At 64.9% G+C, this 19,868-nt stretch carries 20 protein-coding genes and 2 pseudogenes; 14 read left to right on the top strand and 8 right to left on the bottom strand.

Annotated features, from left to right (window positions below):
- Position 1: 1 nt before the first annotated feature.
- The 7 genes from P3W85_RS17575 to P3W85_RS17545 all read right to left on the bottom strand — a co-directional run bounded on the left by P3W85_RS17575 (position 2) and on the right by P3W85_RS17545 (position 6,507).
- Positions 2-1,132: an NAD(P) transhydrogenase subunit alpha gene (locus P3W85_RS17575; RefSeq protein WP_276265726.1), complete on the bottom strand. Its 1,131-nt coding sequence runs from the start codon at positions 1,130-1,132 to the stop codon at positions 2-4.
- A 73-nt stretch (positions 1,133-1,205) separates the two neighbouring features.
- Positions 1,206-2,240 carry an L-idonate 5-dehydrogenase gene (locus tag P3W85_RS17570; RefSeq protein ID WP_276265725.1) on the bottom strand — a complete coding sequence of 345 codons (1,035 nt, stop codon included), beginning with the start codon at positions 2,238-2,240 and terminating at the stop codon, positions 1,206-1,208.
- 26 nt (positions 2,241-2,266) lie between these two features.
- Positions 2,267-3,040 carry a glucose 1-dehydrogenase gene (locus tag P3W85_RS17565; RefSeq protein ID WP_430869564.1) on the bottom strand — a complete coding sequence of 258 codons (774 nt, stop codon included), beginning with the start codon at positions 3,038-3,040 and terminating at the stop codon, positions 2,267-2,269.
- Positions 3,040-3,555 carry a gluconokinase gene (locus P3W85_RS17560; RefSeq protein WP_276265723.1) on the bottom strand — a complete coding sequence of 172 codons (516 nt, stop codon included), beginning with the start codon at positions 3,553-3,555 and terminating at the stop codon, positions 3,040-3,042. The genes P3W85_RS17565 and P3W85_RS17560 overlap by 1 nt, the downstream gene beginning before the upstream one ends.
- A gap of 8 nt (positions 3,556-3,563) precedes the next feature.
- Positions 3,564-4,559, bottom strand: a complete 996-nt coding sequence (locus P3W85_RS17555) for a 2-hydroxyacid dehydrogenase (protein ID WP_276265722.1) — start codon at positions 4,557-4,559, stop codon at positions 3,564-3,566.
- Between the two features lie 48 nt (positions 4,560-4,607).
- Positions 4,608-5,282, bottom strand: a complete 675-nt coding sequence (locus P3W85_RS17550) for an RraA family protein (RefSeq protein ID WP_276265721.1) — start codon at positions 5,280-5,282, stop codon at positions 4,608-4,610.
- A 16-nt stretch (positions 5,283-5,298) separates the two neighbouring features.
- Positions 5,299-6,507, bottom strand: coding sequence for an aspartate transaminase (locus tag P3W85_RS17545; protein WP_276265720.1), 1,209 nt, complete (start codon positions 6,505-6,507; stop codon positions 5,299-5,301).
- 195 nt (positions 6,508-6,702) lie between these two features.
- On the opposite strand from P3W85_RS17545, the gene nac reads away from it, so the two are divergent.
- From nac to P3W85_RS17485, 12 genes are all read left to right on the top strand, one after another.
- Complete coding sequence (nac, locus tag P3W85_RS17540) at positions 6,703-7,644, top strand: nitrogen assimilation transcriptional regulator NAC (RefSeq protein WP_276265719.1); 942 nt, start codon at positions 6,703-6,705, stop codon at positions 7,642-7,644.
- 90 nt (positions 7,645-7,734) lie between these two features.
- The gene (locus tag P3W85_RS17535) at positions 7,735-8,187 is read left to right on the top strand and encodes an acetyl-CoA carboxylase biotin carboxyl carrier protein (protein ID WP_276265718.1); all 453 of its coding nucleotides are present in this window, start codon (positions 7,735-7,737) and stop codon (positions 8,185-8,187) included.
- Positions 8,188-8,202: 15 nt separating this feature from the next.
- Complete coding sequence (gene accC, locus P3W85_RS17530; RefSeq protein ID WP_276265717.1) at positions 8,203-9,570, top strand: acetyl-CoA carboxylase biotin carboxylase subunit; 1,368 nt, start codon at positions 8,203-8,205, stop codon at positions 9,568-9,570.
- 12 nt (positions 9,571-9,582) lie between these two features.
- Positions 9,583-10,242: a 5-oxoprolinase subunit PxpB gene (pxpB, locus tag P3W85_RS17525; RefSeq protein ID WP_276265716.1), complete on the top strand. Its 660-nt coding sequence runs from the start codon at positions 9,583-9,585 to the stop codon at positions 10,240-10,242.
- Complete coding sequence (locus P3W85_RS17520) at positions 10,239-11,231, top strand: biotin-dependent carboxyltransferase family protein (protein ID WP_276265715.1); 993 nt, start codon at positions 10,239-10,241, stop codon at positions 11,229-11,231. The genes pxpB and P3W85_RS17520 overlap by 4 nt, the downstream gene beginning before the upstream one ends.
- Before the next feature lies 1 nt (position 11,232).
- Complete coding sequence (locus tag P3W85_RS17515; protein WP_276265714.1) at positions 11,233-11,646, top strand: acetyl-CoA carboxylase biotin carboxyl carrier protein; 414 nt, start codon at positions 11,233-11,235, stop codon at positions 11,644-11,646.
- A 12-nt stretch (positions 11,647-11,658) separates the two neighbouring features.
- The gene (locus P3W85_RS17510) at positions 11,659-12,459 is read left to right on the top strand and encodes a LamB/YcsF family protein (protein WP_276265713.1); all 801 of its coding nucleotides are present in this window, start codon (positions 11,659-11,661) and stop codon (positions 12,457-12,459) included.
- A 346-nt stretch (positions 12,460-12,805) separates the two neighbouring features.
- Entirely contained in the window at positions 12,806-13,558 is a 753-nt protein-coding gene (locus P3W85_RS17505) for an SDR family oxidoreductase (protein ID WP_276265712.1), read from the top strand.
- A gap of 13 nt (positions 13,559-13,571) precedes the next feature.
- Complete coding sequence (locus P3W85_RS17500) at positions 13,572-14,273, top strand: amino acid ABC transporter permease (protein WP_276265711.1); 702 nt, start codon at positions 13,572-13,574, stop codon at positions 14,271-14,273.
- Between the two features lie 3 nt (positions 14,274-14,276).
- Positions 14,277-15,023 carry an amino acid ABC transporter permease gene (locus P3W85_RS17495; RefSeq protein WP_276265710.1) on the top strand — a complete coding sequence of 249 codons (747 nt, stop codon included), beginning with the start codon at positions 14,277-14,279 and terminating at the stop codon, positions 15,021-15,023.
- 24 nt (positions 15,024-15,047) lie between these two features.
- The gene (locus tag P3W85_RS17490; protein WP_276265709.1) at positions 15,048-15,782 is read left to right on the top strand and encodes an amino acid ABC transporter ATP-binding protein; all 735 of its coding nucleotides are present in this window, start codon (positions 15,048-15,050) and stop codon (positions 15,780-15,782) included.
- 34 nt (positions 15,783-15,816) lie between these two features.
- Complete coding sequence (locus P3W85_RS17485; RefSeq protein WP_276265708.1) at positions 15,817-16,659, top strand: ABC transporter substrate-binding protein; 843 nt, start codon at positions 15,817-15,819, stop codon at positions 16,657-16,659.
- 163 nt (positions 16,660-16,822) lie between these two features.
- Here P3W85_RS17485 and P3W85_RS17480 read toward each other — a convergent pair.
- Positions 16,823-17,367: pseudogene (locus P3W85_RS17480) on the bottom strand (IS6 family transposase); the annotation flags it as partial.
- A gap of 132 nt (positions 17,368-17,499) precedes the next feature.
- Here P3W85_RS17480 and zwf point away from each other — a divergent pair.
- Together zwf and P3W85_RS17470 are read left to right on the top strand one after the other, a co-directional pair.
- Positions 17,500-18,990 (top strand): glucose-6-phosphate dehydrogenase, encoded by a 1,491-nt coding sequence (gene zwf / locus P3W85_RS17475; RefSeq protein ID WP_276265745.1) that lies wholly within the window; start codon positions 17,500-17,502, stop codon positions 18,988-18,990.
- Between the two features lie 67 nt (positions 18,991-19,057).
- A pseudogene (locus P3W85_RS17470) lies at positions 19,058-19,868 on the top strand (glucose-6-phosphate isomerase); the annotation flags it as partial.

Raw genomic sequence — 19,868 nt, 5'->3', positions numbered from 1 at the left:
CTCAGGTTCTCAGTACCGTTCCGCCCTTGGTGACCAGGCAGGCGGCGACGATGTCGTCGCTTTCATCGATCGTGAGCCCCCCGTCCTTGGGCAGGATCAGCTTCAGGAAGTCGAGCACGTTGCGGGCGTACAAGGCCGATGCATCGGCGGCCACGAGTGCGGGCAGGTTTGTCTCCCCTACGATGGTCACGCCATGCTTGACGACCGTCTTGCCCGCTTCGGTGAGCGGGCAATTTCCGCTCACGCCATCGGCACCTTTGCCAGCGGCAATGTCGACGATCAGCGAGCCCTGTTTCATGCCTTGCACCATTTCCCCGGTGATCAGTAACGGTGCGGCCCGGCCCGGGATCAGCGCGGTGGAGATCACCACGTCGGCCTGGGTCACTCGCTTGGCCACCTCTACCTTCTGGCGCTCGAGCCACGAGGCTGGCATGGGCCGGGCATAGCCGCCCACTCCTTCGGCGGCTTCCCGCTCCTCGGCGGTCTCGTAGGGAACCTCGATGAACTTGGCACCCAGCGACTCAACCTGTTCCTTCACCGAGGGCCGGACATCCGAGGCTTCGACCACCGCGCCAAGGCGCTTGGCGGTGGCGATGGCCTGCAGGCCGGCCACGCCGACGCCAAGAACCACCACCCGGGCTGCCTTCACGGTGCCGGCAGCCGTCATCAGCATCGGGAAGAAGCGCTGGTAGCGATCGGCAGCCATCATGACAGCCTTGTATCCGGCGATGTTGGCCTGCGATGAGAGCACGTCCATGCTCTGTGCCCGGGTGGTGCGCGGGGCGGCTTCCAGCGCGAAGCCGGTGAGGCCGGCCGCCGCCAGGCGCGCAAGGTTGTCCTTGTTGAAGGGATCGAGCATGCCTACCAGTACGGCACTTGGCTTCATCAAGGACAGGTCTGCCGGCGCGGGCGGGCGGACGGTCAGCACCAGGTCGGAGCCGAATGCGCCCGCCGCATCGGTGATCTCGCAGCCAACGGACTCATAGGCCAGGTCGGGGATCGAGGCCCCGCAGCCTGCGCCGGTCTGCACACGCAGCACGTGGCCATGCGCCTTCAGTTTCTTTGCTGTCTCCGGCGTGAGGGCGACACGGGTCTCGCCCTCCGCGGTTTGCAGCGGAATGCCTATCAACATCCAGGTCTCCAGGGAAGCAACTCGGGATCGACGCCGCTGCCGGCGCGTCCGAGGTGGTGTTATTGGAAGTCCGTTATTGGAAGTCCAGCAGGACTTTCATCGCCTGCGTGCGGTCAGCCGCCAATGCAAATGCGCGCCCTGCATCCTGGTACGGGACGGTGGCGGAGATCAGCGGTTTCACGTCGACCAGTCCCTTGTTCAGCAGTTCGACGGCCATCGCAAACTCTTCATGGAACCGGAAGGCGCCGCGCAGGTCCAGTTCCTTGGCGACGATGGCATTGATGGGCAACGTCATCTCGCCGCCCAGGCCCACTTGCACGATGATGCCTCGGGGACGCATGGCGTCGATGGCGCCACGCAATGCCCGTTCATTGCCGCTGGCCTCGAACAGCACGTCGATCTGGCCCTTGTCGACCGTGTACGGCTTAAGTGCCTCGGGTTGTTCGGCTACGTTGAGCGTCACATCGGCGCCCACCGCGCGGGCGGCCTGCAGAGGGTAGGCGCCCATGTCCGTGACGATGATTTCCACCGCGCCAGCCCGCCTTGCCGCCACCACGATCAATGCCCCAATGGGGCCGCAGCCGGTCACGAGGACGCGCTTGCCCAGCAACGGACCGGCGCGGCGAACCGCGTGCAGCGCCACCGACAGGGGCTCGGCCATTGCGCCCTCCTGGTCGCTCAGCGAATCGGCAAGGCGATGGGCCTGGCTTTCCTCGATGACGATCTCGCGGCGGAATGCCCCTTGTACATGTGGCGTGCGCATGGCGCTGCCGTAGTAGCGCATGTCCAGGCAATGATTCTGCAGGCCCTGCTGGCAGTATTGGCACAGGCCGCAGGGACGGCTTGGGCTGATCGCGACGCGATCCCCCTTGGCGTGGTTGCGCACGTTTTGCCCGACTTCCTCGATGCGGCCGGCTACCTCGTGGCCGAGCACCATCGGTTCGTTGACACGCACGGTGCCAAAGCCACCGTGGTTGTAATAGTGCAGGTCAGAGCCGCAGATGCCGCCAAAGCGGACATGTACGCGTATCTCGTGCGGCTGCACATCGGGGGTGACAACGTCTTCGATGCGCAGATCGTTGGCGCCGTGGATGACAAGAGCGTCCATGATGAATTCCAGTGAATGCCAGTGAGTTATAGAGTGGCGGTCACGCCGCCGTCGACGTAGAGAATGTGGCCGTTGACAAAATCGGAGGCATTGCTCGCCAGGAACACGGCCGCGCCGATGAGGTCTTCAACGTCGCCCCACCGGCGCGATGGCGTGCGCCCCACGAGCCAGGCGGTAAACTCCGCGTTATCCACCAAGGCCTGCGTCAGCTCGGTCTTGAAGTAGCCCGGGCCCAAGCCGTTGACCTGGATCCCGTAAGGACCCCAGTCAATCGCCATGCCCTTCGTGAGCATCTTTACCGCGCCCTTGCTGGCGGTGTAGGGGGCGATCCCGGGGCGCCCCAGTTCGCTCTGCACCGAGCAGATGTTGATGATCTTGCCGTGCCCGCGCGGGATCATGTGGCGAGCCACTGCCTGTCCGACAAGGAAGACGCTGTCGACATTGGTTTTCATCAACTCGTGCCAGTGGGCTTCTTCAAACTGCTCCAGCGGCGCACGGCGCTGCATGCCGGCATTGTTGACGAGAATGTCGATGGGTCCCACATCGGCTTCCACCGACGCGATGCCCTCGGCCACTGCCGCGCTCTGCGTCACGTCGAACGAGACCGTGCGGACGTCGGCACCTTGCGCTCGCAGGCTTTCGGCTGCCTGTTCCAGCTTGTCTTTCCGGCGGGCATTGAGCACCACCCGTGCGCCGGCGCGAGCCAGGCCCCCGGCCAGCGCCAGGCCAATGCCGCCGCTTGCGCCGGTAACCAGGGCGGTGCGGCCACTCAGGTCAAACATCTTGAGATCTGGGTTCATCATTTGTCTTGCCTTGCGGTTTCTTCGGCGATCCAGCGCAGCACCTGCGTGACTTGCGCATCGAGCGGCTGGTCGGCCGGGATTTGAAGCACGCCGGGTTCCCCTGCCGGTGCTTCCAGGATGGCGAACTGGCTGACCACCGAACCCGGCTGGAACATATGCCCCTTGCGTGCGGACACCCGTGCAATCGCTTCCGAGAGCGTGATGTCGACGTGCACGATGCGCAGCTGCGGCACCGCTTTCCGCAGCCGTTCGCGGTAGCAGCGCTTAAGGGCGGAGCAAGTGAGGATGGCATCGCCGGGCGCCGCGGCCAACAAGGTTGCCAGCTTGTCCAGCCAGGGCTCGCGGTCGGCATCCTGCAAGGCGGTGCCCTCGCGCATCTTCGCCTTATTGTGCTCGGGATGGTGGTCGTCGCCTTCGATCCATTCAGCGTCCATCGCCTTGGCCAACTGCGCAGCCAGCGTGGACTTGCCGCAGCCTGCGACCCCCATCAGCAGTAGCTTATTGATAGGCATGGCGGCCTCTACTGCTGCAGAACCTGCGGGTTCACCGGCGTCGGCGGCTGGCCCGCCCGAGGCCCGCGGCCGAGGGCAGCGATCAGGTTGTCCACGGTCAGTGCGGCCATGGCCCGACGCGTGCTTACCGAGGCGCTGCCAATGTGCGGAGTCAGCACGACATTGGGCACGGTCAGCAGATCCGGGTGGATCCGGGGCTCGCCTTCGAAGACATCGAGCCCCGCCGCTGCGATGGTGCCTTGGCGCAGTGCCTGCGCCAGGGCTTCGTCGTCGACGATGCCACCGCGCGCGATGTTCGTCAGCGTCGCGGTAGGCTTCATCTGCGCCAGCTCGGCTGCGCCAATCGCGTGATGCGCCGCCGGCGAGTAGGGAAGCACCAGGATGAGATGGTCGGCTTCCTTCAGCAGGGTGGCCTTGTCCACGTAGCGGGCATGTACCCTGGCCTCCGCCTCGGGAGCAAGCGGCGAGCGATTGTGATAGATCACCTGCATGTCAAAGCCCAACGCGGCCCGCCGGGCGATGGCCTGGCCGATCCGCCCCATGCCGAGAATGCCCAGGGTGGCTCCATGAACGTCGTTGCCGACCATCTGGTCGTAGATTCCCGTCTTTTGCCATTCGCCCCGCCGCACGAAACGCTCGGACTCGGTGATGCGCCGGGCGGTGGCGAGCATCAGCGCGAAGCCGAAGTCCGCGGTGGTTTCCGTGAGCACGTCCGGCGTGTTGGTGACCAGCACGCCCCGCGCGGTGCAGGCGGCCACGTCGACATTGTTGTAGCCTACCCCCACGTTGCATACCGCCTTGAGTGCAGGACAGGCGTCAAGCAGCGCGGCGTCGATGCGTTCGCTGCCAGTGCTCATCACGCCTTGCTTTCCTTGTAGCTGCGCGATCAATTCGGCCGGGGTCCAGACCGTGTCGGCCGCGTTGGCGGTGACTTCGAAATGTTCGCGCAGCCGGTCAGCGATGTCGGGAAAGGTCGCTCGGGTGACGAGGACGGAAGGGCGCATGCGGGTCTCCTTGCTCTATGGTTGTTCGGGCGGGAAAGAAGTCAGCGGTCAGTTGTTGCACCGGGCTTCCAGCGCATCGATGAAACTGCGGTCCCAGCGGCCTTCCTTCATGGCGCGTATGGTTTCGGCTTCGGCGGCGAGTACGGCGCGGGCTTTTTCAATCAGCAGCGGCACATCCTCAGGCGGTATGGCAAGCAGGCCATCCTGGTCGCCCACCAGTACGTCCCCCGGGCGGACAACCATGCCGCCGACCGATACCGGCACGTTGATCTCGCCTGGCCCGTCCTTGTACGGGCCGCGATGGGTGACGCCGCGTGCGTAGACCGGGAACTCGCGCTCCCGCAGCTCCGCGACATCCCGTACCGCGCCATCGATCACCACCCCGACCACGCCGATGCTGGCTGCATAGTTGGAGAGGATGCCGCCGACGACGGCGTTCTGCAGGTCGCCACCGGCGTCGATCACCAGCACGTCGCCAGGCCGGCAGAACTCAAGCGCTCGCAGGTAGGTGAGGTTGTCGCCGCCGCGCGATCGCGCGGTCACCGCAGTGCCGGCCATCGTGGCCGCGACCGGTCTGTGGAAGGGCCGAAGGCCGACTGTGCCCGTATTGCGATGCATGCTGTCGCTGAGCGCGGCGACCGGCAGTTCCCGCAAGGCGGCGAGCAGGGCGGCGTCAGCCTGGGGAGCGGAGGGGTTCTTGCGGATGGCTTTGTAGGTGCTCATGGCGTTCTCTTGTAGGTCAGGACAGGGCCAGGACTGCGCGCTCGATGCGGCGACAGCCCTCTTCGAGCGTGTCCAGGGCGGTGGCGATCGACAGGCGGAAGTAGGGCGAAAGGCCATAGGCCGTCCCGGCGACGAGCGCCACCCCCTCGCGCTCGAGCAGGTACATGACGACGTCGGCATCGTCATGCAGCGTCTTGCCGTCCGGTGTGGTCTTGCCGATCAGTCCGCCGCAGTTGACGTAGAGGTAGAACGCCCCATCCGGCGCGCGGCAGCTCAGCCCGGGGATTTCGTTGAGGCGGGCGAGCGTCTGGTCGCGGCGCTGCTTGTAGACGGCCACGCTCTCGGTGACGAAGCGCTGGCCGCCGTTCAGGGCCGCTGCCGCGGCGGCCTGGCTGATCGAGCAGCAGTTTCCAGCCGATTGCGACAAGAACGTGTCGAGCGCCTGGATCAGGTCGCGTGGACCGGCCACCCAGCCGAGCCGCCAGCCCGTCATCGCGTAGGTCTTGGAAACGCCATTGATGGCCAGCGTGCGCTCGCGCAGTTCAGGAGCCGCATTGAGCAGGTGGGGCGTGCGCACTGCGTCGAAGCGGATATGCTCGTAGATGTCGTCCGTCATCACCAGCACGTCCGGGTGGCGGGCCAGCACATCGGCCAGCGCCCGATACTCGGCCAGGGTATAGCTGGCGCCGGTCGGATTGCTCGGTGAATTCAGGATGAGCCAGCGGGTGCGCTCGGTAATGGCGCCTTCCAGCTGGGCCGGCGTCAGCTTGAATCCCTGGTCTTCCGCACACGCCAGCGTGACCGGGATCCCGTCGCAGGCAAGCACCATATCGGGATAGGAGACCCAGTACGGGGCGGGGATCAGTACCTCGTCTCCCGCTTCCAGGGTGATCGCCAAAGCGCTGTAGATCGCGCTCTTGGCGCCGTTGGTGGCGATGATCTCGTTCATCGCGTATTGCAGGTCATTCTCGCGTGCAAGCTTGTCGGCGATGGCCTGGCGCAACTCCACCGTACCGGCCATCAGCGTATAACGGGTCGCGCCCTGCTCGATGGCCCGCACTGCGGCTTGGCGGATGTGTTCCGGCGTGTCGAAGTCGGGTTCGCCGACCACCAGATTGACGATGGACTTGCCCTGGCGGCGCAACTCGTTGGCACGGTCCGCTGCGGAGGTGCTGGGGGAGGGTTTGATGCGCCTGACACGTGCGGCGATACGGGACGTATTCACGAGGGTTCCTTGCTGCGATTAAGGAGGGTTAAGCGCAACAGTAGCCGTGGCGGCCAAGGAAGGCCAAGATGACTCCGGTATGTCCAGATAGGAAACACCTATAGGTACGGACCCGCCAATGCCCTAATCTCCTGTACTCAGCGCTTGCGGCGCAAGAAGATAATGGGCTGTAGATCCCCGCGGACAGGAGGTAACTTGAACTTCAGGCGATTGAGGTATTTCGTAAAGATTGTCGACATCGGCAGTGTGACGCAGGCGGCCGATCTGCTTCATGTCGCTCAGCCCTCCCTGAGCCAGCAAATGGCAACGCTGGAAGGCGAGGTGCGCCAGCAATTGCTGCTGCGCACCAAGCAAGGCGTGATTCCCACCGAAGCGGGCAAAGTGCTGTACCGGCATGCCCAGGCGATCCTGCGCCAGGTCGATCAGGCAAAGGTGGAGATGAAGACGGCCGGACAGGGCCTCTCGGGCGCGGTCTCGGTTGGGTTGGCGCCCGGCACCGCCGCGGCGGCGCTGGCTTTGCCGTTGCTGCGTACGGTCCGGGCCCGCCACCCCGGGATCCTGCTTTACCTGAATGAGAGTTACGGCAGCACGCTGTCGGAACTGATCATGAACGGACGCATGGACATGGCAGTGCTCTACGGCGGCAAGACGCCTGTCCATGGGCTCTCGTTCCTGCCGCTGCTGAAGGAGCCGCTCTATGTGGTCGGCCCCGAAAGCATGCCGGCGCCGCCGGATGAGGTGCCGCTGCCTATGCTCGGGGACATTGATCTGTACCTGGCGCGACCTTACAACGTGGTGCGCAGGCTGGTCGATGAAGCGTTCAATGCGATCGGCATGGCGCCGCACGTGCTGGCTGAAATCGAATCGGCCAGCACGCTCAAGGCGATTGTCGCGGACGGGCTGGGGGCGACCATCCTGCCAGCCTCGATGGCGCGCGAGGTGGCGATGTCCTGCGACGCCTGGCAGTGCCGCATCGTCGAGCCGGTGATCGAGGCGCCCCTGGCGTTGTGCCAGTCCGGCCACCAGCCACTGTCCGAGCCGGCCCAGGCAATCAAGGAGATCCTGCTGGAATTGGTGGCGGGGCTGGCGGGCAACCTGCTTCTGTGCGACCGGGCGGAGAACCGGGAGGCGTCATAAGACGTTCCTATCGGGGCACAGACAAACCGTCTTGGTACTGAAGGGCAGAGGCCGATACTGTGTTCACCAACAGCTATGAAGTGAACGCACATGGATCTCATGCACATCAAACAGCTCATCGACGTCATGGCGGCCTCCGACATGGCCGAGATGAGCTTCAGTCAGCACGGATGGACGTTGCGCCTGGCGCGGCATATTTCCGGGGGAGCCAGCGGCGATCCCGCTCCCCCACCGACCCTTCCCTGTACGCAGCCCCGGCCACTGGGGCAGCTCTCCTCGCCCTCCGAGCCTGTTTCTCCCGTACCGGAGGGACGTGAATTGCTGGCTCCACTTTTCGGCATCGTGCACCTGCGGCCCGCGCCCGACGAGCCGGTGTTCGTGCAGCCGGGCCAGACCGTGGAGGCCGGCCAGACCGTGTGCGTCATCGAAGCGATGAAGGTTTTCAACGCCGTGCTCGCCGAACGCGATGGCGTGGTCGAGACCGTGCTGGTCGAGTCCGGGAAGGAAGTGGAGGCCGGCCAACCCTTGATCCGATTCGCCTGAGCGCCGAGGTTCGTCATGTTTGACACTGTCTTGATTGCCAATCGCGGGGAGATCGCCTTGCGTATCCAGCGCGCCTGCCGCGGGCTGGGCTTGCGCACGGTGGCCGTGTATTCGGAGGCGGATCGCGAAGCCGTCTACGTGCGTCAGGCCGACCAGGCCCTGTGCATTGGCCCGGCGTCTCCCACCCATAGTTACCTTAACCAGGCTGCGCTGCTGGCGGCGGCGCGTGTCAGTGGCGCCCAGGCCATCCACCCCGGCTATGGATTCCTGTCCGAGAACGCCGGCTTCGTCGACCGCGTGACCGACGCGGGTCTCACCTTCATCGGCCCCAGCGCGGCCTGTATCCGCACGATGGGTGACAAGGTCAGCGCCAAACGCGCAATGCGCGAAGCCGGCGTGCCCTGCGTACCGGGTCCCGACACCTCCCTTCCGGAGGACCCGGCCGAGGTGTTGGCGATCGCGCGCGATATCGGTTACCCCGTCATTGTCAAGGCAGCGGGCGGTGGCGGCGGACGTGGCATGCGGGTCGTGCATCAAGAGGCGGGACTGCTGGATGCGCTGGCGCTGACGCGCGAAGAGGCGCGTCGTGCCTTCGGCAATCCGGAGGTCTATATCGAGAAGTTCCTGACCCACCCGCGCCACGTCGAGATCCAGGTACTGGCCGATGGCCACAACCAGGCGCTATGGCTTGGCAGCCGAGACTGCTCGCTGCAGCGCCGGCACCAGAAAGTCCTGGAAGAGGCGCCGGCGCCTGGCATCGATCCCGCGCTGATCGCAGCGGTCGGCGAGCGCTGCGCCGCGGCCTGCCGGCAGATTGGCTACTGCGGCGTCGGTACCTTCGAGTTTCTCTACGAGAACGGGGCATTCTATTTCATCGAGATGAACACTCGGCTGCAGGTCGAGCACCCGGTCACCGAAATGACCACCGGCATCGACATCGTCCAGCAGCAGATCCGCGTGGCACGCGGCGAGCCCCTCACGCTGGCGCAGGCCCAAGTGGCTTGCCAGGGACATGCGCTGGAGTGCCGCATCAATGCGGAGCATCCGGACAGTTTCGCCCCGGCGCCCGGGAAAATCATCGACTGGCAGTTGCCTGGCGGCTATGGCGTACGCGTCGACAGTCATGCCGGCCCCGGCTATCGCGTGCCGGCGCACTACGACTCGATGATTGCAAAGCTCATCGTGCATGGCGCCACCCGGGAGGATGCGCTGGCCCGCATGCGCCTGGCGCTGGACGAGATGCAGGTGGGCGGCATCGCCACCAACTTGCCTATGCACAGGGAAATCGTTCGGGACGAGGATTTCGAGAAGGGCGGGGTCGACATCCACCACCTGGAACGTTGGCTGCAGGCGCGCGCCGCGCGGCCTGCCGGGACGCATTGAAGGATCTTGAGCATGACCATCGAAACGGGGACCATCAGCCTCCTGGGCACCACTGCCCTGCTGTTCGAGGCGCCAGGCGAGCTGAGCCTGGGGACTCAGCAACGCCTGTGGGCGCTGGCGCAGGAGGCCGAAGCATGGCCCGAGGTGCGCGAAGCCGTACCCGGCATGAATAACCTGATGTTGAGCTTCATGCGCCCGCCGTCAAGGCTGGCGGAAATCGAAGCCCGTCTGCACGAGGCCTGGCTTGCCGTCACGCCCCTGGCTCGCGACGGGCGCCTGATCGAACTGCCAGTCATCTATGGCGGCGCACCGGGCCCGCATATGGCGGACGTGGTGAACCACACGGGTCTGTCCGTGGACGAGATCGTCGAGCGCCACAGCGCGCCGCTCTATCACGTCTTTGCGCTTGGCAGCCATCCCGGCTACTGCTACCTCGGCGGCATGGATCCCCGCATTGCCACGCCGCGACGCAAGGTGCCTGTCCTGAGCATTCCCGGCGGCGCGGTGTCCATTGGCGGGGCGCAGACAGGCGTTTCGGCCTCCGATGGGCCTAGTGGCTGGAACACCATAGGCAGCTCCGAAATGTGTTTCTTCGACCCGCAGAAGAACCCGCCCGCGTTGCTGCAGCCGGGGGATGTACTGCGCTTTCGTGTCGAGAAGGTGATTCGATGATCGAGATCCTCTCTGCCAGCGCGCTGGCCACCGTCCAGGATCTGGGCCGCCTGGGCGCGCTCCGTTGGGGAGTCGGCACTTCAGGGGCGATGGACCCGCTGGCGCTGGCCGCCGGCAACCTCCTGCTGGGCAACGACGAGGGGGCGGCAGGCATCGAAGTGCCGGTCTTCCCGTTCCTGGCGCGCTTTACACAGGACTGCCGTTTCGCGCTGACCGGTGCGGACTGTGCCGCGCAGCTCGACGATCGGGCCCTGCTGCCGTGGTGGGTGCATGAAGCCCGGGCCGGACAGACCCTGCGCCTGGGCGTGCCGCAGCCTGGTCCCATCCCCGCCTGCCGGGCCTATCTTTGTCTGGCTGGCGGCGTAGACGTGCCGGTGGCCCTGGGGTCACGCAGCACCCAATTGCGCGGTGCCTTCGGCGGTCTCGACGGGCGTGCGCTCAAGCGTGGCGACGTGCTGCAGGCCATCTCGCCGGGGCTCGGCAAGGGGGCTGGCAGTGCCGGCATCGGCCTGGTGCCGCCGGCCTTCTGCTTGCCGCTGCTGGTGGACGGCGCTGCGGCGATGCGCGTGCTGCCTGCCGCCGAGTATGGACTCTATACCGAAGCTTCGCTGCGCAGCTTCTGGTCCGAGCCCTGGAAGATCACCGCGCAGAGCGACCGCTACGGGTATCGGCTCGCCGGCCCGTCGTTGGCGGCGCGCCAGCCGGTCGAAATGCGCTCGCATGGCATTGTGCCCGGTGTCATCCAGGTGCCGCCCGGCGGGCAGCCCATCGTGCAGATGCGCGACGCCCAGCCCTCAGGCGGCTACCCCAAGCTGGGCACCGTGATCGAGGCTGACCTGTGGCGGCTGGGGCAGGCGCCGATCGGCAGCCAGGTGCGCTTTGTCGAAACCACGTGGGACGAGGCGGTCGCCGCCCTGGACGAAGTCGAGGGGTGGCTAGCCGATGTTCGGCGCCTGGTAGGTCTGCATGGCGCAACAGGAGGGCGCTGAGATGGAAACCGAACACATTCGCCAACTCTGCGCATGGCTCGCGGCAACCGATATTGCCGAGCTCGATCTGCAAGGCCCGGGCGTCCATCTCCACCTGCGGCGCGAAGGCGCCACCGTGCAGGAGATGGTCGCGCTGCCGACGCCGACGCCAATAGCGGCCGGCAGTCCCGCGTCGCCCGAAATCGTGCGTGCTGGCTCCGTAGGTGTGTACCGTCACCGCCACCCCCAGCGCAGCGCCCCGCTCGCTGCCGTGGGCACTGCGGTGCAAGAGTCACAGGCATTGGGCCTGTTGCAGATCGGACCGCTGCTGCTGCCGGTGACCGCTCCGCGCGAGGCGGTGGTGCTGGAGATACCGGAGCCCGACGGCGCGGTGGTGGGCTGGGGCACGCCGCTCGTGGTGCTAGGTGCTTCCTGACTAGGGGTTGACATGGAAATTGATCTCAATGCCGATCTGGGCGAGGGCTTTGGCCCGTGGCGCATGGGCGACGACGAGGCGCTGATGTCGCTGATTTCTTCGGCCAACGTGGCGTGTGGCTTCCACGCCGGCGACCCGCTCATCATGGACCGTACCGTGCGCCTGGCGCTCCAGCGCGGCGTCGATGTGGGCGCCCATGTGGGCTTCCCCGACCGGCAGGGTTTCGGGCGGCGACTGATGCAGATCGATCTGCCTGAACTCGCGGCGATGGTCACGTACCAGCTCGGCGCATTGGCAGGCATTGCCCGCGCACGGGGCAGCCGGATGACGCACATGAGTTTTCATGGCGCTCTCGGCAACAAGGCAGCAGCCGATCCGGCGTGGGCCGTTCCGCTTCTGGAGGCGATAGCGGCTTTCGATCCACAGCTTATTATCAGCACTTCGAGCAGCCAGGCGATCGAAGGTGCGGCCGCCAGCCTCGGGTTGCCTGTCGCCGTCAGCTTCCTCGCAGACCGCGCTTACGACGACCAGGGCCTGCTCGTCAGCCGCGCCCTGCCCGGTGCGGTGATCCACGACGAAGAGCGGGTACTGGCCCGTGTGCGGCGGCTGCTCACGGAAGGCACGGTCGCCACGCACACCGGCAACACGTTGCCGATGCGGCCGCGTTCCATCCTTGTCCACGGCGACACGCCCGGGGCTGTGGCGCTCACACTACGCTTGCGAGAAGAAATCGAGTCCCTTGGCGGCCGCATCGTGCCGATCTCGCGGCAGCTCGCGCACGTTCCCGGTGCAACAACATCTAAACAGTATTGATAGGTGGCCAACGCTGGATAGCGTCAGGCACACGCCATTTCAGGGCATGGCCAGGACGAAAGCGCAGGCCTGGACCGACATCTACGGATCGCGATCTGTCCGGGTCACCAGGTCTTCACCATTTTGGCTCGCCTGAGCGTGCATGGCCGCACGGCAATGGTGCGTTATTTTGCAGCGGCACAGCTGGTCATCCTGCTTTTTCAGCCGCATTTCCAGCCAGTAGTATCTGGGCTTCGTATTAGGGTTACCCCGACATAAGAGGGTCCTATCTCGCCAAAGACATTCCATCTTGGCGTAAAAGGCCGGCGCTCGATAAATTGACATCAAGCCATCGTACAGGATTCATATGCCTTTCTCAGACTACAAAACAGCCTTGGTCACTGGCGCTTCTTCCGGCATCGGTGCCGCCGTCGTCGAACGTCTGTGTCGCGAAGGCCTGCAGGTGCATGCCCTGGCACGTGGCGCAGACGCGCTCGCCGCCCTGGCTCAGCGTACCGGCTGCATCCCGCATGCAATCGACGTGACTGACCTGGCCGGCATCACAAAGCTGGCGAAGGAGGTGAGCTTCGACGTCCTGGTCAACAACGCTGGCGTGGATCGCCCCGGCTCCCTGCTCAACGCGGATGCCGCTGGCATTGATCTGCTGGTAGACGTGAATTTGCGCGCAGTGCTGCATCTGTGCCGGCTGGTGCTTCCGGGCATGGTGGCGCGCGATCGCGGCCATGTGGTCAACATCAGCTCGATTGCCGGCGCGTATAACTTCGGAGGCAACTCCACCTACCACGCCACCAAGGCAGCGGTGAGCATGCTGTCGCGGCAATTGCGCATCGATGCCTACGGCAAGCGCGTGCGTGTCACCGAGATCTGCCCAGGACGCGTCGCCACCGACATCTTCGCCCATGTGCATGGCGACAGTGCCGAAACCTACGAGCGCTTCGTCAAGGGCTTCGAGCTGCCGCAGGCCGCCGATATCGCCGATGCGATCGCCTTTGCCATCGCCGCGCCGGTCGCCGTCAATATCGGGCACATGGAGATCACGCCGACGCTGCAGGTGCCCGGTGGCCTCTCCACGATGCGCCCCGAACCACTGCAAGACTGAACGGGGCCGAATCATGCATGGCTTCGATCTGATGGCGATCCTGCTGAACCCCGAGTTCAGCCGTATGCTGATTGAGGGCGTAAAGATGACGCTGTTGATCGCCGGCGGCTCCTGGGCGCTGGCGATGGCGCTGGCCTTCCTGTTGCTGACGCTGCGGCTGACGCCCAGCCGGCTGGCGGAGCGCTTTGTTGCGGGCTATGTCTCGTACCACTGCAATGTGCCGACGCTGGTCCAACTGATGCTCTGGTACTTCGGCATCTCCAGCCTGCTGCCTGACCCGATGCAGGCGTGGGTTGGAGAGCATCACGCCGAGGTCTTGTTTTCCATCCTCGCGCTAGGCTTGTGCCAGGCAGCCTACTTCAGCGAGGACCTGCGCTCCGGCCTTCGCGCGATCCCCCCGGGGCAGGAGGAGGCGGCCCGGGCACTCGGCAACAGCTTCCTTGGCGCCATGCGCCATGTGCTGATGCCGCAGGCTGTGCGCAATGCATTGCCGGCATTGATCAACCACAGCGTTTCGCTCTTCAAGAACAGTAGCCTGGCGATGGCCATCGGCGTGTCGGAGATGACCCATGCGGTCAAGGAGATCGAGAACACCAGTTTCCGGGCCTTCGAATCCTACCTGCTTGCGACGGTCATGTATCTGGCCTTCTCGCTCCTGATCATGGCCGCCGGTGCCTGGCTGGCCCGCCGCTTCCGCGTCGTGGCAGGGAGGTGAACCATGACGACACTGATCGACATCCTGCGCGAAAACTGGCTGCTGCTGCTGATTGGCCAGTACCCGAATGGACCCCTGGGCGGAATCGCTTGCACGCTGATCCTGTCGGTGCTCGGCATCCTGCTTGCGTTTCCGCTGAGCGTGCTGCTGGCGCTGGCGCGACTGTCGCCCTGGCGCTGGCTCCGTGCTCCGGCCACCGCGCTGGTGTATGTGGTGCGGGGAGTGCCGCTGCTGATGATCATCCTGTGGGTGTACTTCCTCGTGCCACTGCTGATCGGGCGCAACGTTTCAGGCTTTACCACGATGCTGTGCACGCTGGTCATCTACGAGGGAGCCTACCTTTGCGAGGTGGTGCGTGCAGGGATCGAGGCACTGCCGAAAGGGCAGATGGAGGCGGCGCGGGCTCTGGGGCATAGCTACCTTGGGGCCATGCGGCTGGTGATCCTTCCGCAAGCGCTCTACAACATGCTGCCGAGCATGCTGGCGCAGTTCGTCTCGACCATCAAGGAAACAACGCTCGGCTACGTGATCAATGTGCCGGAGCTGACCTTCGCTGCCAATCAGATCAACAATGCGCTGCTGACCAAGCCATTCCATGTCTTCTTCCTGCTGGCGGTGATCTATTTCGTCGTGTGCTGGAGCTTGACGCGTGCTGCTCGGGAACTGGAGCTTCGAATCGCGGCCAAGCGGGCAGGGAAAGGCGCGACCCTGGCATCCATCGCTCCCCAGCCGTTGGCCGTTGAACCGTAAGTGCTCACCAATTGAGTCATCGACATGATCAAGTTCTCTAATGTCTGCAAATGGTACGGCGACTACTGTGCCTTGAACAACATCAACGCGGAGGTCAAGAAGGGCGAGGTCGTCGTGGTCTGCGGGCCTTCTGGCTCCGGCAAGTCTACGCTCATCCGCACGGTCAACCGGTTGGAGGAAATCAGGTCCGGCGAGATACTGTTCGACGGAAACAACGTACATGCGCCGATGAGCAGCGACGCGCTCAACAAGGTGCGCAGCCATATTGGCTTTGTGTTTCAGAGCTTCAACCTGTTTCCCCATCTTTCGGTGCTCGAGAACATCGTGCTGTCGCCCATGCGAGTGCGCGGGGTCCGCCGCGGTGAAGCCCGCGACAAGGCGATGCAACTGCTGGAGCGGGTTGGCCTGGCAAACAAGGCTGACGCCTATCCGACGCAACTCTCCGGAGGCCAGCAGCAGCGCGTGGCCATTGCGCGGGCCCTGGCGATGGAACCACCCGCCATGCTGTTCGACGAGCCGACCAGCGCGCTCGACCCGGAGATGGTCGGCGAGGTGCTGGCCGTGATGCGCAGTCTGGCAAACGATGGCATGACCATGATGTGCGTTACCCATGAAATGAACTTCGCACGAGAGGTCGCCGACCGCGTGTGGTTCATGGACGCCGGCTGCATCCTGGAAGTCGCCGAGCCGAATGCCTTCTTCCGTGACCCGCAACACCCCCGCGCAAAACGCTTTTTGTCGGACCTGCGCTCGCATTGAATCATCCCTGTTCCCTAATATTTAGGAGTCTGATATGTCGGTTTATTCCACCGCTGCACGCCTGGCTGTCCTCGCTTGCCTGGGCACTGCTCCTTTTGCGGCCTTGGCCGACCAATGGGCGGAGATACAGAAGAACAAGGAGTTGCGTTGTGGCACCTTCGCCGACGTGCCTCCATTCGCCGCACCGGATCCGAAAACCCGGGAGATGGTGGGCTTTGACGTCGAGATGTGCCAGGCGCTGGCCAAGCGCTTGGGTGTGGTAGCCAAGATCACCCCGTTGTCGGTCGAGGCACGCGTGCCCGAAGTCAAGATGGGCCGGGTCGACGTGACGGTGGCCAACCTGGCTTACACGCTCGGTCGCGCGGAGCAGATCCAGTTCAGCGATCCTTACTACCTCGCCAAGGAAATGTTGGCCGTGAAGGCTAGCGATCCGGGCACGAGCAAGGCCGACTACAAGGGAAAGCGACTGGCGGCAGCCAAAGGTTCGACCTCCGAACTGTCGATCAAGATGAACGGTTCGGACCCGGTGACCTTCCAGGATACGGGCTCCGCCTATATGGCCGTGCAGCAGGGCAAGGCATTGGGCATCGTCTCCAACACCATGACGATCACCAAGCTGGTGAATCAGTCGAAGAGCGGTGGCATTGAGCTGAAGATGATCGCCGAGCCAATGACCTATCAGCCGATCGGCGTGGGTATGAAGAAGGGCGAACCGGCGCTGCTGGCCAAGGTGAACGAGGCGTTGCTGGCCATGGACAGGGCAGGCGAGATCAACCAGCTCTGGAACAAGTGGCTGGGCCCCAACACCGAATACAAGATGGTCCGTGAAGACAAGGTTGTCCCCTTGAGCGAATTGAAGTTCACGCCTATTCCTTGAAATTGCCTTCGATCACGGCTGCCAAGCTTTGGCTCGGCGGGTTTCTGATACTGTCCGCCGAGTGCGTTCCAAACTGGTCGGCCGGGATCTCGATTATCAGCGGGAAGGACACTCAAGACGGACCGTGACGCGGCAATGCTGTGGTAGCACTGGAATCGGCCAGGCGCTGGTCCTGCTCGATGATGTTGTTCAGGTACTTGCGCTGACGGATCGTGATGGGCGTCTCGCGCTGCGCGTTCGCGGCGTGCAGTGCGGCACCGCGTTTGTCAATGGTCACGGTATCAGGCGCGCCGTTCTGGCCAATGGCTTTCTCGAAGCAACGCCGGGTGGCAGCCTTGTCGCGACGAGCCCGCAGCAGAAAGTCGATGGTGTTGCCGGCCTTGTCCACGGCGCGATAGAGGTACGCCCACTCGCCCCGCACCTTGAGGTAGGTTTCGTCCATTCGCCAGCTCTTGCCAACCGGGCGCTTGTGGTGGCGAAACGCCTTCTCGAACAGCGGCAGCAGCTTGATAACTCAGCGGTGCACGGTCGAGTGATCGACCGCAAGACCACGCTCGGCCATCATTTCATCGAGATCGCACAGGCTCAGCGAATAGGCTTACGTACCACCGTACGCAGAGCAGGACCATGTTCGGCGGATTATGCAGGCGCTTGAGCACCTTCACTACGCCAGCGGACAGCGCTTTTTTTCGCAGATGCCTTCTTCATTACGCGCTTCAGTTCAGGCCAATGTCGGATCCGATCTTACCCCGGCATCCTTATCTCGACAAAACCAGAATTCTAGCGTGATAGGCCCCCAAGCCGAATGCAACCCGACTCGACCAACCGATTCGTGACATGATGCAAAGCAATGCTGTAGGCACAGTGCCAGAGTTCGATTTCGTGCTGTTCGGCAGCACCGGCGACTTGGCCACGCGCAAGCTGCTGCCGGCGCTGTTCGACGCCCACTGCGTGGGCTCGCTGCACCCGCGCGGGCGCATCCTCGCGCTTGGCAGCCAGCCGCTTGGCCAGGAAGCCTACCTGGCCATGCTGGAGTCCAAGGTGCGTCCGGCGCTGCCCGCCGCCGCCGCGGCGGAAGCCTGGCAGGGCTTTGTCTCGCGCATCCTCTACCTGCAGGTGAACGCCAACGCGCCGGAGGGCTTCGATGCACTGGCCGAGCTGGTGCGTGCCCGCGCCGCGCCGGTGGTGGTGTTCTACCTGGCGACTGGCCCGCATCTGTTCGTGCCGATCTGCGAGCAGCTTGCCTGCAAGGGCCTTAACCACGCGGGCGTGCGCATTGTGCTGGAGAAGCCGCTGGGCCATGACCTGTCCTCGTCCGATGCGATCAATTCCGCGGTGGCGCGCCATTTCGCCGAAGACCAGATCTACCGCATCGACCATTACCTGGGCAAGGAGTCCGTGCAGAACCTGATGGCGATGCGCTTTGGCAATGTCCTGTTCGAACCGCTGTGGCGGCGCGAGTGGGTGCGCGACGTGCAGATCACCATCGCCGAGGAAATCGGCGTGGAGAAGCGCGGTGCGTTCTACGACGGCATCGGCGCGCTGCGCGACATGGTGCAGAACCACCTGCTGCAGCTGCTGTGCATGGTGGCGATGGAGCCGCCGGCCAGCCTGTCGGAGGACGCGATCCGCGACGAGAAGCTGAAGATCCTCAAGGCGCTCAAGCCCATCGAACTGAACGAGGTCGCCGAGAAGGTGGTGCGCGGGCAATACTGCCGCGGCGCGGCCGCCGGCGACGCGGTGCCGGGCTATGTGAACGAGCCCGCCGTCGCGCCCGACAGCCAGACCGAAACCTTCGTCGCCATCAAGGCGGAGATCGCCAACTGGCGCTGGGCCGGCGTGCCGTTCTACCTGCGCACCGGCAAGCGCATGCAGTCGCGCGTGGCCGAGATCGTGATCCAGTTCCGCGACGTGCCGTATTCCCTGTTCCCACGCCCGCTCGACCACGAACCCGGCAACCGTCTGGTGATCACGCTGCAGCCCGAGGAAAGCATCCGCCTGCATTTCCTGGTCAAGCAGCCGGGCGACACGCAGGCGCTGCAGCCCGCTTCGCTGGACCTGCAACGCATGCTGCCGCGCGGTCAGGGCAATCGCAATGAACGCAAGACCGGCGCTTACGAGCGCCTGTTGCTCGACGTGATCCGCGGGCGGCTCGGCCTGTTCGTGCGGCGCGACGAGCAGGCCCAGGCCTGGCACTGGGTCGCACCGATCCAGCAGGCCTGGGCGCAGAGCAACCTTGTGCCCAAGCTTTACACCGCGGGCACCTGGGGGCCGGCCGCGTCGAGCGCGCTGCCCTCGCGCGATGGTGCGGTCTGGCATGAAGAGCTGTGAGGCAAGTCTGATGCATTGCGGCGCGCCGGCGGTTGTTGGCGTGGCGGCGAGTACAGGAGTTGATTCGATGTCCCCGAAGTCCGCCACGTCCCCGATGTCCCCCATGCTCCAAGGGTCCCGTTCCCTGCCGACGTGGCGGCGCCTGGAAGCGCATGTGCAAGCCATTCGCCATGCCCACCTGCGCGACTGGTTCGACGGCCCGCAGGGTGAAGCCCGCGGCGCAGGCTTCGTGGCCGAGGCGGCCGGCCTGACGCTGGACTACGCCAAGAACCGCGTCACCGATACCACCATGGCGCTGTTGTTCGCGCTGGCCGACGAGGCTGGCGTGAGCGCACGGCGCGACGCCATGTACCGCGGAGAAGCGGTCAACACCACTGAGCGCCGCGCCGCGCTGCATATGGCGTTGCGTGCGTGGCCGGAGGACGGCTTTCACGCGCAGGGCGTGGCGGTGGCCGGCGACGTGGCCGCGGTGCTGGCACAGATGGAGCGCTTTTCCGGCGCAGTGCGCGGCGGCGCGTGGCGCGGCTGGGATGGCCGCCGGATCACCGACGTGATCAACATCGGCATCGGCGGCTCGGACCTCGGGCCGCGCATGGTCTGCCGCGCGCTCGCGCACCTGGATACCGGCGGGCCGCGCATGCATTTCGTCGCCAATGTAGACGGCAGCGATCTCGCGACCGTGCTGGCGCGGCTGGATCCTGCCAGCACGCTCGTGGTGGTCTGCTCCAAGACCTTCACCACGCTGGAGACCATGGCCAACGCGCAAACCGCACGCACCTGGTTCCTGCGCCACGGCGTGCCGCCGGCGCAGTTGGCCAGCCACTTCGTCGCGGTTTCCACTAACCGGCAGGCGGTGGCGGAGTTCGGCATCGACCCCG

The organism is Cupriavidus basilensis, from assembly GCF_029335485.1.
GTDB lineage: Bacteria > Pseudomonadota > Gammaproteobacteria > Burkholderiales > Burkholderiaceae > Cupriavidus > Cupriavidus basilensis_E.
The sequence above is the reverse complement of the archived record's forward strand: the minus strand, read 5'-3'. Positions and strand labels throughout refer to the sequence as shown.